The organism is Paenibacillus antibioticophila, assembly GCF_000455265.1.
Lineage (GTDB): Bacteria > Bacillota > Bacilli > Paenibacillales > Paenibacillaceae > Fontibacillus > Fontibacillus antibioticophila.
In genome coordinates, this window is the sequence record NZ_HG005141.1 from 270929 (window position 1) to 285841 (window position 14913).

The following is a 14913-nucleotide window of genomic DNA, read 5'->3' on the forward strand; positions in this document are numbered from 1 at the left end:
GAATCCAGAGAGGCGCTGGAGGAGGCGCTGGAGGAGTATCCCGGCACCCTGCTGGCGATTTCGCATGACCGCTACTTCATCAATAAGGTGGCCGGCCGGGTCTGGTCGCTGGAGGACGGGTCGATGACCGTCACGCCGGGCGACTATGATGATTACCGGGCGGAGCGGGCCCGCAGGGGAACCGCCGCGGCTGAAGCGGCGGAGACGGGCGGGAGCGCCCGGGCACAACAAAGCCCCGGCGGAGGCACGCAGAGTCGTGCCGCCGGGGCGAAGGATGCCTTGCCGCCGCACAGCGGTGCGGGTGCGCGCGGCAAGGCCGCGAATCCAGCCGCGGTGCAGCGGCTGGAGCGCGAGATTGCCGCCGCCGAAGCGGAGCTGGCGGCGGTGGATGCGGCGATGCTCGAGCCGCAGAACGCTCGCGATGCCGGACGGCTGAGCGAGCTGCTGGCCGAGCGGGAGAGCAGCTCGGGGCGGCTGGACCAGCTGCTGGAGCAGTATTTTTCGCTGCTTGAGGAAGAAGAAAAATGAGTTCTTGATTTCCTATGTGTTGCGTTGTGGCCGCAAATGGGTACTAAATAAGAGTTTGGTGCCCGTTGGATAGAAATGGATAGGACATGTTATACTGGAACATACAGGAAAAGGGATATAGAGAAAATACAAGGAGTTGAGACCTGTTGCTTCCAACTGCAGGAACCAGCCGCAGCCACAAGCGGCTTCTCGCAGGTTTGATCGCCTTTGTTGGTGTTCTGGCCTGCATTATTGTACTTGTGTATCACGATTATTTTCTGCTGGGAGATCCCGTTCAGCCGAACAACGATGATGTGAAGTATATCCAGAGCGCCCGCTTGCTGATCAATGAGGGTGTTCTGGCCTATAACACGAAGGAGCGCCCGTCGGCGTTCATTATGCCGGGCATGCCCGTCCTGCTGGGCGGCTTCATGACCGTGTTCGGTCAGGAGCAAGGCGGTGTCATTGCCTTCCGTCTGTATCAATGCCTGCTCCAGGCCTTTTCGATTTATCTGATCTATTTTATTGGACGTAAAGTTTTCTCGCCAAGGGCCGGCTTGATTGCAGCCATGATCAGCGCCTTCTACATGCCGGATTACTTCGCCTCGGGAGTGATTCTCTCTGAAGGCACGTTTCGAACCCTGCTGCTGATGATGGTTTGCGTCACCTTAATTGCACGGGAGAAGAACCGAACCTGGCTCTATGTCATCATCGGTGTATTGACGGCGGCGGCTGCCTACTTTAAGCCCCATGCCTCTCTTTACCCTGCTGTTTTTCTAGTAATCTGGTATGCAGACAAGCTACCCTGGCGGCAAGCCGTCAAGTATTTGTCTGTGATGGCGGGCGTGTATGTCCTGCTGTTATGCCCATGGTGGATTCGTAACTGGCTCACCTTTCATGAATGGATCACGTTCACGAACTCCGGCGGGAGCCCGTTCCTGCTCGGAACCCGGATCGATGGACAGCTTCCGCCTCCCGGATTCTTTGAGGAGTATCCCCAGTATTCGCCGGAGTCCCTGTTCCAAGGAGCGGATCATGCCGCTGTGCAGAAGGGCCTGGACGTTCTCTCTTACGGACTGCGCCATGAGCCGCTGAAGTATATCTATTGGCTCACGTTGGGAAGATGGGTTGAGCTGTATTTCCACCCCTTCTATTCCCGGCCGATCTGGCCGATAACCCGTCCGGTTATGGATGTCCTTCAAATCTTGCTAATGCTGGGTAATATGGCGGGAATCGCTTGGGCCATGTTCAAGCGAGGCTTCCTTCGGCTGCTTCCGCTCTGGCTTGCGCTGGGCTATTTCACCGTTATTTATTTGCCGTTTGTGGCCTTTGGCCGCTATGGCTATCCCAATATGGCCCTATTGATCCTGTTCGGAGCCGGGTTGATCGATGGAATGCTGGCATACCGTCAAACACCGTCTCTCAAGACCGGCGGAAGGAGGACTTCTTCATCATGAAAATCCTGATTATCATTCCGGCGTATAATGAGGAAGGCAGCATCTCCTCGGTCATTGCAGATATTCGTCAGCATGTGCCGGATGCGGATATTCTCGTCGTTAATGACGGCTCGCGCGACAGAACCGAGCAGCTTGCCGAAGCCGCGGGAGCCCGTGTGCTCACGCTACCGTATAACGTGGGAATTGGCGGCGGCATGCAGACAGGTTACATCTATGCCCAGCGGATGGAATATGATATCGCCATCCAAATGGATGCCGACGGGCAGCATCCTGCCAAGGAGCTGCCGAAGCTGATTGCCAAAGTCGGAGCTTATGATCTTGTGATCGGGTCACGGTATGCGGAGACGACTTCTTACCGCTCCTCGCGGATGCGGCGGCTGGGTATGCTTTTCTTCTCGGGGCTTGTTACACTCGTCACGGGCCAGCGGTTCACAGATACGACAAGCGGATTCCGTGCAGCAGGACGCAAAGCGATTGACCTGTATGCGCGCTACTATCCTATAGATTACCCGGAGGTAGAATCCATTGTCTATCTGAAGCGAAGCGGCTGCCGGATCGCCGAGGTATCCACAGAGATGCATCGGCGGAAGGCGGGGCGTTCCTCGATTACCCCTTGGAAATCGGTCTATTATATGGTAAAAGTTACTTTAGCGGTATTAATGAGCGCTATGCGTTACAGCAGATCGGCGGTATCCCGGCCATGAGCATCTATGCCTTTTCAATTATACTGGCCTTTTCGTTCCTCGTGCTCGTTCTGGAGCTGGTTCGCAGGCAGAAGCTGAGAGAACAGTATTCCTTGCTGTGGATTCTGTTCAGTGTGGTCCTTGTCATTGTATCGCTTAATGTATCGTTCATCGAATGGATTGCGGACCGGTTCGGCGTGAAATACGCTCCCGCTATTCTGTTTCTGTTCGGACTGCTGTTCTGCTTCATGATTATTCTTCATCTAACCATCGTCGTAACCAAGCTGACCGCCCAAGTGCTGCGTCTGACTCAGGAGCTGACGATCCTCAAGGAGCGCGATTCGCTGCATGGACAGAATGATTAGCTATCTTCTTTTGTTAGGAAATATTGTGCTTCTGGTTACCGGACAAGTATTATTCAAAGTCGGCCTCGCCCGCATCGGCGGCCTGAATTGGGGAAAGCTTGTTACTTCGCCGGCCGTCCTTGGCGGAATTATGCTCTATGCCGTGGCCACCGTTCTTTGGTTCGCCGTGCTTACCCGGCTGCCGTTAAGCGTCGCCTATCCTATGCAGGCCTTTGCTTATGTGCTCGCCATGTTCCCTGCCTATTTTCTCTTTCATGAGTCTATAACCGCTTCGAAGGCCGCGGGGGTAGCAGTCATCCTGTTCGGCGTCTACTTGCTTGCAAGATCCTAAACGCCTTCCAATGTTTTAACTATATTTTCAACATAAGCATAAGCTATGCGATAGTTAGAGGGGGCAACGTGTGAAGTATGCTTACGATCGCTGTTGTTCGCGGATTTCTTTAATTGGACTAAGTTCTAATAAGGGAGAAATCCGCTCACAAAGGCGACCGCTGACGCTTCTACAGCACACTTCACACTTTTGCCCTGCTTACTTCGCCTTTGTAGTTCAACTGAAATGCAGTTGCACATGACTGCGTTACATGTTGCATTGCAGCAAACTTGCAGCCCTCGAACATCATGCAAGCAGGGTACCGCTTGCGCTAGAGACCACGCTCCAGTGAAATTTCTTCCCTTAAATTCTTCATTCGGCGCTCAAACCCACCTTTAGTGAAAAAAATTACCTTAGATCTCCAGTAACTAGTTAAACCCACGGGATAGCCACTTTTAAGCGAAAGAATTTCACTATATCCGCATTTCTATCATTTCCACTGAATTTAAGGTAACTTTTTTCACTGCTATGAACGTTTTTTGTCAATCCCCTATTCCTTTTATGCAGCTTGATGTTGTGCAGATCTTTCAACACTTAAGAAAAAAGGTACAATCCCCTCAAAGTAATGAGGAACTGTACCTTCCTGATCAAATATAGACTTTTTTCGGGCCCCGGCCAGAGACACAAGACTCTTAAATGAGTTGCTATTAACCAGCCTCCTGATCGAAGCCGCCTTTGGAAAACTGGCTATTGTAAAGATCGGCATAGAAGCCGCCTTTAGCCAGAAGCTCCTCATGATTGCCTTGCTCAATCACGGAACCATGATTCATCACTAGGATCAGATCGGCATCCTTAATGGTGGACAGGCGATGAGCGATAACAAAGCTCGTTCTGCCCTTCATTAATTCGTTCATGGCCTTCTGGATGTAGACCTCGGTCCGGGTATCGACACTGCTGGTCGCTTCATCCAGAATAAGCACCGCCGGATCAGCCAGAATCGCGCGGGCAATGGTCAGGAGCTGCTTCTGTCCTTGCGAAATATTCGAGGCTTCTTCATTCAGAATCGTGTCATAGCCTCCCGGAAGTGTACGGATAAAGTGATCCGCATGCGCTGTCTTGGCTGCGCGGATGACCTCCGCCTCTGTCGCCCCTTCGCGTCCATATGCAATATTATCGCGAATGGTGCCGTTAAAGAGCCATGTATCCTGGAGCACCATGCCGAACAGCGAACGCAGCTCCCCGCGTTTCATTTCCGTAATATTCACACCATCAATCGTAATTGCACCGTCATTCAATTCGTAGAAACGCATCAGCAGATTGATCAGGGTTGTCTTCCCGGCACCCGTCGGACCCACAATAGCCACCGTTTGCCCCGGGCTGACTTCAATATTCATATCCGAGATCAGCGGCTGCTTGCCCTCATAACCAAATTTCACATGCTCGAAAGCTACGCGGCCCTGCGGTTCAGGCAGCGAGACCGGCTTGTCAGCCTCCCGCACTTCTTCCTCTTCATCCAGAATTTCAAACACACGTTCCGCCGAAGCCACCGTAGATTGAATAATGTTGGCGATATTCGCCGTCTGGGTAATCGGCTGCGTAAATTGTCTTGCATACTGGATGAAGGCTTGCACGTCCCCGATTGTAATCGACTGCTTCGTGACCAATATCCCGCCTACAACTGCAACGAACACATAGCCGATATTTCCGATGAAGCCCATGATCGGCATGATCATTCCCGAGATAAATTGCGCCTTCCAGCCTGCTTCATACAGCCGGCCGTTAATCTCATCAAATTGCTCCAGCGATTTCTTCTCTCGTCCGAACACTTTAATGACCTTGTGGCCGGTATACATTTCTTCAACATGACCATTCAATTTCCCCAGCTCCGCCTGCTGGCGCACGAACTGCTTCTGCGAGCGCTTGGCGAAGGCGCTGATCGCCACAATGCTGATCGGCAGGGTAAGTACCGCAATCAATGTCAAGAGCGGGCTAATAGTCAGCATCATGACCAGAACACCGATCAACGTCAGGATCGAAGTGATCAATTGAGTCAGGCTCTGCTGCAAGGTGGAGCTGATGTTGTCCACATCGTTCGTCACTCGGCTCAGGGTCTCCCCATGCGTTCTGGCATCGTAGTATTTCAACGGCAGCCGGGACAGCTTATCATTGACCTCGCGCCGCAGGTCATAGACGGTCTTCTGCGCTACTCCAGCCATCAGGAACTGCTGGAAGTAGCTGAACAATGCGCTTAATACATAAAAGGCCAGCAGAATCAGAATGATGTGCCATATATACTCGAAATCAATCGTAGCATCAGCTACTCCCTGAAATTTTGCCATAATGCCTTCAAACAGCTTGGTGGTTGCCTTCCCCATAATTTTCGGGCTGACAATACTGAAAATAGTACTGATAATGGCCATGACAAGCACAGCAATCAATTGTACCTTGTGCGGCCGCAAATAGCGGATCAACCGCTTCAGAGTACCTTTGAAATCCTTCGCCTTCTCTACGGGCATCCCCATTCCCGGTCCTCCATGGGGACCGCCTGGTCTTGGACCGCGGCCTCGCTGTCCGGATGGCTGGTGTCTGTGTCTGTTATCCTGACTCATGCAATCTCCTCCTCCGACAGCTGGGAATATACAATCTCACGGTAGACTTCACAGCATTCCATCAGCTCGGCATGCGTACCGATACCGGCAACCCGGCTCTCGTTCAGCACGATAATCCGGTCGGCATCCAGCACGGTGCTTACCCGCTGGGCCACAATAATCACCGTCGATTCTCGAGTTTCGTTCTTCAAGGCCGCACGCAGCTTCGCATCCGTCTTGAAATCCAGTGCGGAGAAGCTGTCGTCAAAGATGTACACCTCCGCCCCGCGCACAAGCGCTCTGGCGATGGATAGCCGCTGCTTCTGGCCCCCCGATACATTCGATCCGCCCTGGGCAATAATGGATTCATAGCCTTGCTCCATCTCGGTAATAAAGTCCGACGCTTGAGCGACCTCTGCTGCGTGGCGAATCTCCTCGTCGCTGGCATCTTCTTTTCCGTAACGAATGTTCTCTGCAATCGTGCCGGTAAACAGCACCGCCTTCTGCGGGACAAAGCCGATCTTTGAGCGCAGCTCCTCCTGGGACAGCTCTCTGATATCTACCCCGTCAACCATCACTCTTCCGCTTTCCGCATCATAGAAGCGCGGGATCAGGCTGATTAATGTAGACTTCCCGGATCCGGTGCCCCCAATGATCGCTGTAACCTCTCCCGGCTTGGCGCTGAAGGAGATGTTCTGAATGGCGGGCTGCTCGGCTCCCGGATAGCTGAAGGTGACATCATCGAATTTGACGTATCCCTTCAATGCTCCAGCAGAAGCTCTTGAAGCCGCATCCTTAATCACCGGCTCCATATCCAGCACCTCTCTGATCCGAACTGCAGAGGCCTGAGCGCGTGGAATCATGACGAACATCATGGATACCATAATTAATGAGAACAGAATTTGCATGGCATACTGCAAGAAGGCCATAAGATCGCCGACCTCCATGTGTCCCGAATCAATTCTTAATCCCCCGAACCAGATGATTGCAATAGAGGAAACATTCATAACCAGCATCATCAACGGCATCATGAGGGCCATAATCTTGTTCACCCGGATCGCCGTGTCCGTCAAATCCTGGTTCGCTTGATCGAACCGCTTTTGCTCATGTCCCATGCGGTTAAAGGCGCGAATGACCCGAATCCCTGTCAGCTCCTCACGGAGCACCAGGTTCAGACGGTCAATCTTCTTCTGGATCGCCTTGAACAGCGGCAAGCCTTTTCTCGCGATCAGGAAAATCGCCAGCGCCAGCACCGGCATAATGACAATCAGAGTCAGCGACAGCGTGGCATCCTTTGAGACAGCCATAATGATTCCGCCAATACACATCATCGGCGCCATGACCATCATGCGAAGCATCATGATCAGCACTTGCTGAACCTGGGTAATATCGTTCGTCGTACGGGTGATCAACGAAGCCGTCCCGACCTTGTCGAATTCCTCCAGCGAAAAGTTGGATACATGTCCGAATACCTTTCCGCGAAGCGTTCTTCCGAAGCCGGAGGCCGCCTTTGCAGAGAAAAGGCTTGAGCCGACAGAGCAAATCATTCCGCCCAGTGCGACAAGCAGCATGACGCCGCCCACCTTCCAGATATATTCCGTATCTCCCATTACCACCCCGGTGTCCACAATATCAGACATCAATGTCGGCAAATACAGCTCCGTCAAGGTCTGGAAAAATACCAGAACTAATACGGCTGCTACAAGCCAGCGGTATGGCTTCAAATGTTGAAACAGCTTCATCATTCCTATCAGCTCCACTTTCTCGATAAAATCTCTGGTCGTATCTATATAAGTTGAACTGCTGAATTTTACGTTCTGGGGGCAACGTGTGAAGTGTTCATACGATCGCTGTTGTTCGCGGATTTCTCTGATTGAATTAAGTTATTATACGGTAGAAATCCACTCGCAAAGGCGAACGCTTACGCTTTTTCAGAACACTTCACACTTATGCCCTTTCTACGTAGCTTTTAAAGTTCAACTTATATAGCGTTACTCTTTCTCTGGTTTCACATGGTTCCGTTCCATAAATTGATAGATCATTTCAAGTGTATCGATAAATTCCTTACTCCGCTCTTCACCCAAGAAATCTTTCAGTTCCTGAAAGCGCCGGAGCCGTGATTCCCTTGCTTTCTTGGTGAACCTGCTTCCTTCCTCTGTCAGTCTTACCCGCACTACACGCCGGTCCTCCTGATCATTGTAACGATGAACAAGTCCCTGTGCCTCCAGACTCTTGATCAACGGAGTGACGGTCGGAGAACTGATCTGCAGGAAGTTGCTGATCTCTGATACCGTAACTCCTTCCGGCTGTTCAGCGCATCCTGACTGGACAGCAAACAGTATTCTGATCTCACTTGGCTTGAGGCCCCCCGTCTCGAAGTTACGCCAATCGGCTCTCCCGAATCTTCTGAGTATCTCCATCAGACGGCGGGTCTGGAGATCCTTGATCCTGTCCACCCGATCACCTTCTTTTCTCGTTGTTTAAGATATTTAATATTTAGGTTACCTATTTATTAGCAGACCTAATTATAGGAGCCCAATTGATGATTGTCAAGCAAATGCTTAGAAGCTTATACATCCTGATATCAAAAAAATAAGACAGGGAGCCTTGCTGTGCCGATGAAAATCGTCACTTTAGCACTGCTCCCTGTCTTATTATGGTGTGCCGAATCCGGCCTTCCTCTTCAGCGATAATTCATCCAGCGTTTTAAATTCATAGCCCTGGCGCCTGGCTTCATCAATGATGGATGACAGGGCCTCCGCATTATCTCTGGATACAGAGTGCAGCAGCAGCACCGCTCCCGGGTGAAGCTGGGCAATTACCTTCTGATAAGCATATGAGGCGCCCTTCTGATCATTGACATCCCAATCCTTGTAAGCTAGCGACCAGAATACGTTTGTATAGCCCAGCTCTTTCGTAACCCTGAGCACATGCTCGCTGAAGATGCCGCGAGGCGGGCGTAAGTACCGCATTTTATCCGTCCCTGTCAGCGAGGAGGCCGCCGTTTTGACCCGGTCCAGCTCCTCTTTGATCTTCCCGTCATCGAGGGTGGTCATATCCGGATGACTCCAGGAGTGGTTACCAACGATATGCCCCTCTGCTGCCATACGCTTCACCAGCTCGGGCTGGTCTTTTACATAGTGTCCTGTCACAAAAAAGGCTGCGGGAACCTTCTTGGCCTTTAGTACATCCAGAATCGGCGCTGTATATCCATTTTCGTAGCCGTTATCGAAGGTAAGAAACAGCTCCTTACGGCTTGTATCCCCCGTAAAGACAGCATCATAGCGATCAACAATCGTCTTGAAGCCTTCTTCATTAATCGAGGGAAGCTGACCGTTCACACTTCGCTTGAAGCCGAAATGATAGGGCTGGTTCTCGGAGGCAGAAGCAGGCTGCTCCGCCCCGGTGGGACTAGCGGACAATGCAGACAGGCAAGAGGCGGCTCCTGCAGCCGGCTGAATGAGCAGTGTACAGCTCAATACGGCCGATATCAAGGCGAACCTTTCCAGCATGAGGGAATCTCTCCTTCATTGTAGATGTGCAAAGCTCCGCCTTAATTTCTTCATTTTGTGTTCGGAATATACACGATTCAAGAGTTTCCTTTGTCTTTGGCCAAGAGACTATGCTTATATCCATAGAAGAAGTATACGCACAAGCCAATTGCCATCCAGATCAGAAATGCAATCCATGTGATCCGCGGAAGGCTGATCAGCAAGTATCCGCAGGTCAAGGCCGCAATAATCGGAATAAGGGGTACGAGCGGTACTCTGAAGGATCGTTCCAGGTCAGCCCGCGTCTTGCGCAGGATGATAATTCCCACCGATACAGAGATGAAAGCAAATAAAGTCCCGATACTAACCAGGTCCGCGAGCCTGCCCAGCGGAATCAAGCCGGCGAAGAGAGCCACAATCGCCCCGGTCACCCAGGTGCTGAATTCCGGAGCGCCCGATTTGGGGTTGACCTTGGATAACCTTTCAGGCAGCAAGCCATCCCGGCCGATCGCAAAGAACAGACGAGTCTGTCCAAATAAGAGAACAAACAAAACCGTCGTTATGCCAACAATGGCCCCAAGAGAAATAAACCCCGCAACCCAGTCCTGGTGAATATACTGCAGGGCGAAGGCAACCGGATTTTTAACATTAAGGAGATGATACGGTACCATGCCTGTCAATACAGCGGTAACCAAAATATAGAGCAAGGAGCATACCGCCAGTGACCACAGGATGCCCTGGGGTAAATCCTTTTGCGGATTTCGCACTTCCTCAGCAGCGGTTGCAACCACGTCGAAGCCGATATAGGACAGGAAGGCCGTCGCAGCGCCGGTCACGACTCCGCTGAAACCAAACGGCATAAACGGGGTCCAGTTGGACGGCTTCACATAAAAGACACCCACGATAATGAAGAGGAGGATGACGACAACTTTAACAACAACCATGATCGCATTTAACCGTGTCGATTCTTTGGCCCCTCTGGATACCACGAAGGTGAGCAGCAGGACGATTAACACAGCCGGCAGATCAAAATACGTGCCTTCGGCAGGATTAAATGCGCTGCTGATCGCCCTGGGCAGCTCCAGCCCAAGCCCGGACAGCAAGCCCTGAAAGTACCCGGACCAGCCACTTGCTACCATGGATGCGGCAAAGCCATATTCCAGAATCAGATCCCATCCCAGCACCCAGGCAAAAATCTCTCCGAATGTAGCGTAGCTGTAGGTATATGCACTTCCGGATACCGGAACCATGGAGGCAAATTCCGCATAGCAGAGCGCACAAAAAGCACATACAATGCCCGCAAGCAGAAAGGACAGGATCAGGCCCGGCCCCGCATGATTCGCAGCTGCAACCCCCGTTAACACGAAGATCCCCGTTCCGACTACACAGCCTACCCCCAGCATCGTCAAATCAAAGACGCCAAGCTCCTTTTTCATGCCCTTCGCACTGCTTGCCGCCTTCTCCTGCAGCATCTCGGTGATCGATTTTCTTCTAAACACACTCATCTTGAGCTTATCCCCTAATTCTATGATTGTATTTTCTTTCACAAGTTGTAATTATAATAAAACAAACAAGGGGTGCATAGGTTCAGGATGGGATAAATATGAACATTTAACGGATTTATACTGCTAAGCTTCTCCCCTGTAATCGGTTGAAGTGACAAGCATCTCTCTGGCAAACTGAATCCACTCTCTTGTGGCAAATGACAAATAACGATCCTCTCTCCATACTATACCCAGTTTCCAGGGAATTACCGGATTCAGGGGAACGATCCGAACCCGCTCATCGTCAATCTCCCGGCAGATCGTCTCCGGCAGCAATGTAATTCCGAGTCCTACTGCGACCATTTCACTAATCAAGTCCCATTGCGAGCTCTCATAGACAATGCGGGGCTGAAACCCTATCTGGGTGCAGGTTGCAATAATCCGGTCGTGCAGGGTAAAGTCCTTCCTGAACAGGACAAAATCATCCTCTGCCAGCTCCTTCAGATGAACCTGATCCCGACCGGATAAATGATGCTCCGGCGGAAGCACCAGATGGAGCCTTTCTTCCACGAAGGGAAAGCTGGCCAAGCCCTCCTGCGAGGTGGGCAGCACCGCAACCCCCGCATCGAGCGCGCCCTCCACAACATTGGACTCCACCTTCTTCGCCCCATCCTCAAATAGCTGAATCGTAATCTTCGGATAACGCTCATGGAATTTGCCAATCACGCTTGGGAAGAAGCTGGCTCCCACCATGGGAGGCAGACCGATTCGCAAATGGCCTCGCTTCATATTTCGGAGATCATCCAGCTCTGCGGCCATATTTTGATATTCAGCCACAATTTGCTGCGCCTTGGAGACAATAAGCTGGCCGGCATCGGTCAGGACAATCTTTTTGCCGATCCGCTCAAACAGCACCACCCCCAGCTCATCCTCCAGTCCTTTCACCGTCTTGCTAATGGTTGGCTGAGTAATAAACAGCGCTTCTGCGGCCCGGGTGAAGCTTCTGTGTCTGGCAACCTCAATGAGGTACTGCATTTGCTTAATATCCATACCGTTCCTCCACCAATCCATATGTATAGACAAATGGAATGATTATCATTCGTTTTATTCATTTTACTCATGAAAATTAATGCTGTAAAATTTCCATTATCAAATGCAATATAAGTTGAACTAATGAATTTTACGTTCCTGGCAACGTGTGAAGTGTTCTTACGATCGCTGTTGTTCGCGAATTTCTCTGATTGAACTAAGCATCATAAGGTGGAATTCCACTCACAAAGGCGAACGCTTCCGCTTCTACAGAACACTTCACACTTATGCCCTTTCTACGGAGCTTATTTAGTTCAACTTATATAGCGGGAAGGAAGCTTAAGATGAATATCATTCGCATCGCTGCAAAGATCGTTCTGCAGGTTATGGTCCTCATTCTGTTCACTCTGGCGATGAATGCGCTGGCCCAATGGCTTCACCTTCCGATTCCCGGCACCATACTCGGCATCATTGTATTATTCCTTCTACTCAAGCTGAAAATCGTCAAGCTCGACTGGATCGAGGCCGGCGCAAGCTGGCTGCTTGCCGAGCTGCTGCTGTTCTTCATTCCGGCCGCGGTCGGAATTATGGAATATATCCCGATGCTCCAAAATAACGGCATCCAGATTCTGATTGTTGTCCTATCGAGTACCGTGATTGTCATGGTCAGCTCCGGACTGATTGCCACGCGAATCAGCAGAAGAAAGGAGCGGAAGACAACATGATCCCTGGACTGATCTGTCTCGCAATAACTCTTGTCGTCTATGTTCTCTCCAAGCATCTGTACCGGATTCATCCAAGGGTCTATCTGTCTCCGCTCCTGATCACACCCCTTACCCTTGTGATTGGATTGATCTGGACCCAGATCCCTTATGAGACCTATCACTCCGGGGGCAAGTGGCTGAGCTTTCTGCTGCAGCCGGCGACCATTGCGTTCGCGGTCCCCTTGTATAAATATTTTGATGTATTGAAAAAGCATATGGTTGAGATCCTGGCCAGCGTATTAACCGGCTCGGTCGTTGCGATGCTCTCCTCAGCCGTCCTCGCCAAGTGGATGCATCTGGATAGTGAGCTGATTACGAGTCTGATTCCTCGCTCAGTAACCACGCCTATTGCCATGAATATCTCCGAGATGATCGGTGGCGTGCCGAATATTACTGCCGTCTTCGTCATTATGACCGGACTGCTCGGAGTCACACTCGGCCCGCTCGTTGCGAAGCTGTTTCGAATTGAGAGCGAAATCGCCCGGGGGGTCTTGTTTGGAACAAGCGCCCACGGCACAGGCACCTCCAAAGCCTTCGAATTCAGCTCGTTGACAGGCACCATCTCCAGTATTTCCATGATCGTAGCAGGCTTGTTCACCCTGGTAGCCGCTCCTGTCATCATATTGTTGTTATTCCATTGATGGGCATTGAACTCCGAACATGTGTTTCCTCCTAATTTTATATATTTATTTTTCTCTTGGCCTGCCTGACGGCAGGCCTTCTTTTTGGATATTTCTTTGTTATCGTACAGGTTTCGACATTGTAGTATAAGCCAAATTACGGTATGATTTTAGTATTTGGTTAAAAACTTCTATTTTGCAAAGGGGTACACAGGACGTGCTGTTTAACTCGTATGAATTCATATTTGCCTTCTGGCCCGTTACCTTTATTGTCTATTTTCTGCTCAATCGCTTTTGTCCGCCCTTATTCGGCAAGCTATGGCTTGCACTGGCCTCTCTGTTCTTCTACTCCTGGTGGAGCATTAAATCGCTGCCGCTCATGCTCGCTTCGATTGCGTTCAACTATATTATGGGAAGAAGCATCAGCCACGCCAAGAAGCAGGGATCACGCAAGCTGCTCCTAACGCTTGCGATTGTCGGCGATCTGCTACTGCTGGGTTATTACAAATATGCAGACTTCCTGATCACGAACGTCAATGCATTAACGGACGCCCATATTAGTCTGCTGCATCTGGCGCTTCCGCTCGGGATCAGCTTCTTTACCTTTACCCAGATTGCTTATCTGGTCGATGCTTATCGAGGGAAGGCAAAGGAATATGACGTCGTTAACTATGTTCTGTTCGTTACCTTTTATCCGCATTTGATTGCCGGCCCGATTCTTCATCACCGGGAGATGATGCCGCAATTCGACCGCAAACGCGGAAAAAGAATTCTTCCGGGCAATGTGGCACGGGGCTTGTTCATCTTCTGTATCGGTCTGTTCAAAAAGGTTGTCATTGCCGATACACTTGCACCGATTGCGACACAAGGCTTCGATACTGGCAATTACCTGACCTTCATTGGCGGCTGGATCACTTCGCTGTCTTATACGCTCCAGCTCTACTTCGACTTTAGCGGCTATTCGGATATGGCGATCGGGATTGCCCTGCTCTTTAATATCAAGCTGCCGATTAACTTTAATTCGCCTTACAAGGCTGTGAGCATCAAGGATTTCTGGGCCCGCTGGCATATGACGCTCAGCCGGTTTCTGAAAGATTATATTTACATTCCGATGGGCGGAAACCGAAAGGGGGTCTTCCGGACCTACTTTAATCTGGTTGCCACCTTTGTCATCGGCGGCATTTGGCACGGGGCCGGATGGACATTCATCCTGTGGGGGCTTCTTCACGGGGCGGCTCAGGTCATTCAGCGTCTATGGCAGAAGACCGGCGTAAAGATTCCGCGCTGGTGCGCCTGGTTCATCACCTTCATGTTCATCAACTTTACTTGGGTGTTCTTCCGTGCTCTCACCTTTGACGATGCTATCAAGGTGCTCAAGGGCATGGTGAATTTCCGGGATCTCGGTCTGACCCTATCGCTAGACCTGGCAGGTAACGTTCTGCTGATTGCAGCAGCCTTGCTTATAGCAGTGTTCGCACGCAACTCCATGCAGATGGCCCGCAGGTTCAAGCCGACCTGGAAGCACGCTGTATATATCGCATTCCTATTTGTATTTTCGGTGCTTTACTTCAACCAAGTCAGCGAGTTTTTATACTTTACCTTCTAGGAAAAGGAG

Annotated in this window: 13 protein-coding genes and 1 pseudogene; 8 read left to right on the forward strand and 6 right to left on the reverse strand. The window is 51.0% G+C overall.

Going from position 1 to position 14913, the window contains the following annotated elements; translation table 11 throughout:
• The 5 genes and pseudogenes from TX85_RS27690 to TX85_RS18340 form a co-directional block, all read left to right on the forward strand.
• A pseudogene (locus tag TX85_RS27690) lies at positions 1-528 on the forward strand (ABC transporter ATP-binding protein); the annotation flags it as partial.
• A gap of 146 nt (positions 529-674) precedes the next feature.
• The gene (locus tag TX85_RS18325; RefSeq protein WP_044481161.1) at positions 675-1964 is read left to right on the forward strand and encodes an ArnT family glycosyltransferase; all 1290 of its coding nucleotides are present in this window, start codon (positions 675-677) and stop codon (positions 1962-1964) included.
• Positions 1961-2668, forward strand: coding sequence for a glycosyltransferase family 2 protein (locus tag TX85_RS18330; protein ID WP_044481162.1), 708 nt, complete (start codon positions 1961-1963; stop codon positions 2666-2668). The genes TX85_RS18325 and TX85_RS18330 overlap by 4 nt, the downstream gene beginning before the upstream one ends.
• A complete protein-coding gene (locus TX85_RS18335) occupies positions 2665-3012 on the forward strand; it encodes a DUF2304 domain-containing protein (protein WP_044481164.1) in 348 nt (115 codons plus the stop codon). The genes TX85_RS18330 and TX85_RS18335 overlap by 4 nt, the downstream gene beginning before the upstream one ends.
• A complete protein-coding gene (locus TX85_RS18340) occupies positions 2996-3343 on the forward strand; it encodes an EamA family transporter (protein WP_044481636.1) in 348 nt (115 codons plus the stop codon). The genes TX85_RS18335 and TX85_RS18340 overlap by 17 nt, the downstream gene beginning before the upstream one ends.
• Positions 3344-4029: 686 nt before the next feature.
• On the opposite strand, the gene TX85_RS18345 is transcribed toward TX85_RS18340, so the two are convergent.
• From TX85_RS18345 to cidR, 6 genes are all read right to left on the reverse strand, one after another.
• Positions 4030-5931: an ABC transporter ATP-binding protein gene (locus TX85_RS18345; protein ID WP_044481165.1), complete on the reverse strand. Its 1902-nt coding sequence runs from the start codon at positions 5929-5931 to the stop codon at positions 4030-4032.
• Entirely contained in the window at positions 5928-7655 is a 1728-nt protein-coding gene (locus tag TX85_RS18350) for an ABC transporter ATP-binding protein (protein WP_044481166.1), read from the reverse strand. Before TX85_RS18350 ends, TX85_RS18345 begins: the two co-directional genes overlap by 4 nt.
• Before the next feature lie 246 nt (positions 7656-7901).
• The gene (locus TX85_RS18355; protein WP_049895051.1) at positions 7902-8366 is read right to left on the reverse strand and encodes a MarR family winged helix-turn-helix transcriptional regulator; all 465 of its coding nucleotides are present in this window, start codon (positions 8364-8366) and stop codon (positions 7902-7904) included.
• A gap of 198 nt (positions 8367-8564) precedes the next feature.
• On the reverse strand, positions 8565-9422 hold the full coding sequence (pdaA, locus tag TX85_RS18360; RefSeq protein ID WP_081671802.1) for a delta-lactam-biosynthetic de-N-acetylase: 858 nt from the start codon (positions 9420-9422) through the stop codon (positions 8565-8567).
• A 77-nt stretch (positions 9423-9499) separates the two neighbouring features.
• Positions 9500-10906, reverse strand: a complete 1407-nt coding sequence (locus TX85_RS18365; RefSeq protein WP_044481167.1) for an amino acid permease — start codon at positions 10904-10906, stop codon at positions 9500-9502.
• 123 nt (positions 10907-11029) lie between these two features.
• Positions 11030-11935, reverse strand: coding sequence for a cidABC operon transcriptional activator CidR (cidR, locus tag TX85_RS18370; RefSeq protein WP_044481168.1), 906 nt, complete (start codon positions 11933-11935; stop codon positions 11030-11032).
• A 323-nt stretch (positions 11936-12258) separates the two neighbouring features.
• Here cidR and TX85_RS18375 point away from each other — a divergent pair, with 323 nt between their 5' ends.
• From TX85_RS18375 to TX85_RS18385, 3 genes are all read left to right on the forward strand, one after another.
• Positions 12259-12639, forward strand: a complete 381-nt coding sequence (locus tag TX85_RS18375) for a CidA/LrgA family protein (RefSeq protein ID WP_044481169.1) — start codon at positions 12259-12261, stop codon at positions 12637-12639.
• The gene (locus TX85_RS18380) at positions 12636-13319 is read left to right on the forward strand and encodes a CidB/LrgB family autolysis modulator (protein ID WP_081671803.1); all 684 of its coding nucleotides are present in this window, start codon (positions 12636-12638) and stop codon (positions 13317-13319) included. The genes TX85_RS18375 and TX85_RS18380 overlap by 4 nt, the downstream gene beginning before the upstream one ends.
• A gap of 175 nt (positions 13320-13494) precedes the next feature.
• Positions 13495-14904: an MBOAT family O-acyltransferase gene (locus TX85_RS18385; RefSeq protein WP_324607081.1), complete on the forward strand. Its 1410-nt coding sequence runs from the start codon at positions 13495-13497 to the stop codon at positions 14902-14904.
• Positions 14905-14913: the final 9 nt, after the last annotated feature.

What these genes read in the sequence shown, in the direction of transcription:
- TX85_RS18330 (WP_044481162.1), top strand. Translation starts at nt 1,961, where the DNA reads ATGAAAATCCTGATTATCATTCCGGCGTATAATGAGGAAGGCAGCATC.
- TX85_RS18335 (WP_044481164.1), top strand. Translation starts at nt 2,665, where the DNA reads ATGAGCATCTATGCCTTTTCAATTATACTGGCCTTTTCGTTCCTCGTG.
- TX85_RS18340 (WP_044481636.1), top strand. Translation starts at nt 2,996, where the DNA reads ATGGACAGAATGATTAGCTATCTTCTTTTGTTAGGAAATATTGTGCTT.
- TX85_RS18345 (WP_044481165.1), bottom strand. Translation starts at nt 5,931, where the DNA reads ATGAGTCAGGATAACAGACACAGACACCAGCCATCCGGACAGCGAGGC.
- TX85_RS18350 (WP_044481166.1), bottom strand. Translation starts at nt 7,655, where the DNA reads ATGATGAAGCTGTTTCAACATTTGAAGCCATACCGCTGGCTTGTAGCA.
- pdaA (WP_081671802.1), bottom strand. Translation starts at nt 9,422, where the DNA reads ATGCTGGAAAGGTTCGCCTTGATATCGGCCGTATTGAGCTGTACACTG.
- TX85_RS18365 (WP_044481167.1), bottom strand. Translation starts at nt 10,906, where the DNA reads ATGAGTGTGTTTAGAAGAAAATCGATCACCGAGATGCTGCAGGAGAAG.
- cidR (WP_044481168.1), bottom strand. Translation starts at nt 11,935, where the DNA reads ATGGATATTAAGCAAATGCAGTACCTCATTGAGGTTGCCAGACACAGA.
- TX85_RS18375 (WP_044481169.1), top strand. Translation starts at nt 12,259, where the DNA reads ATGAATATCATTCGCATCGCTGCAAAGATCGTTCTGCAGGTTATGGTC.
- TX85_RS18380 (WP_081671803.1), top strand. Translation starts at nt 12,636, where the DNA reads ATGATCCCTGGACTGATCTGTCTCGCAATAACTCTTGTCGTCTATGTT.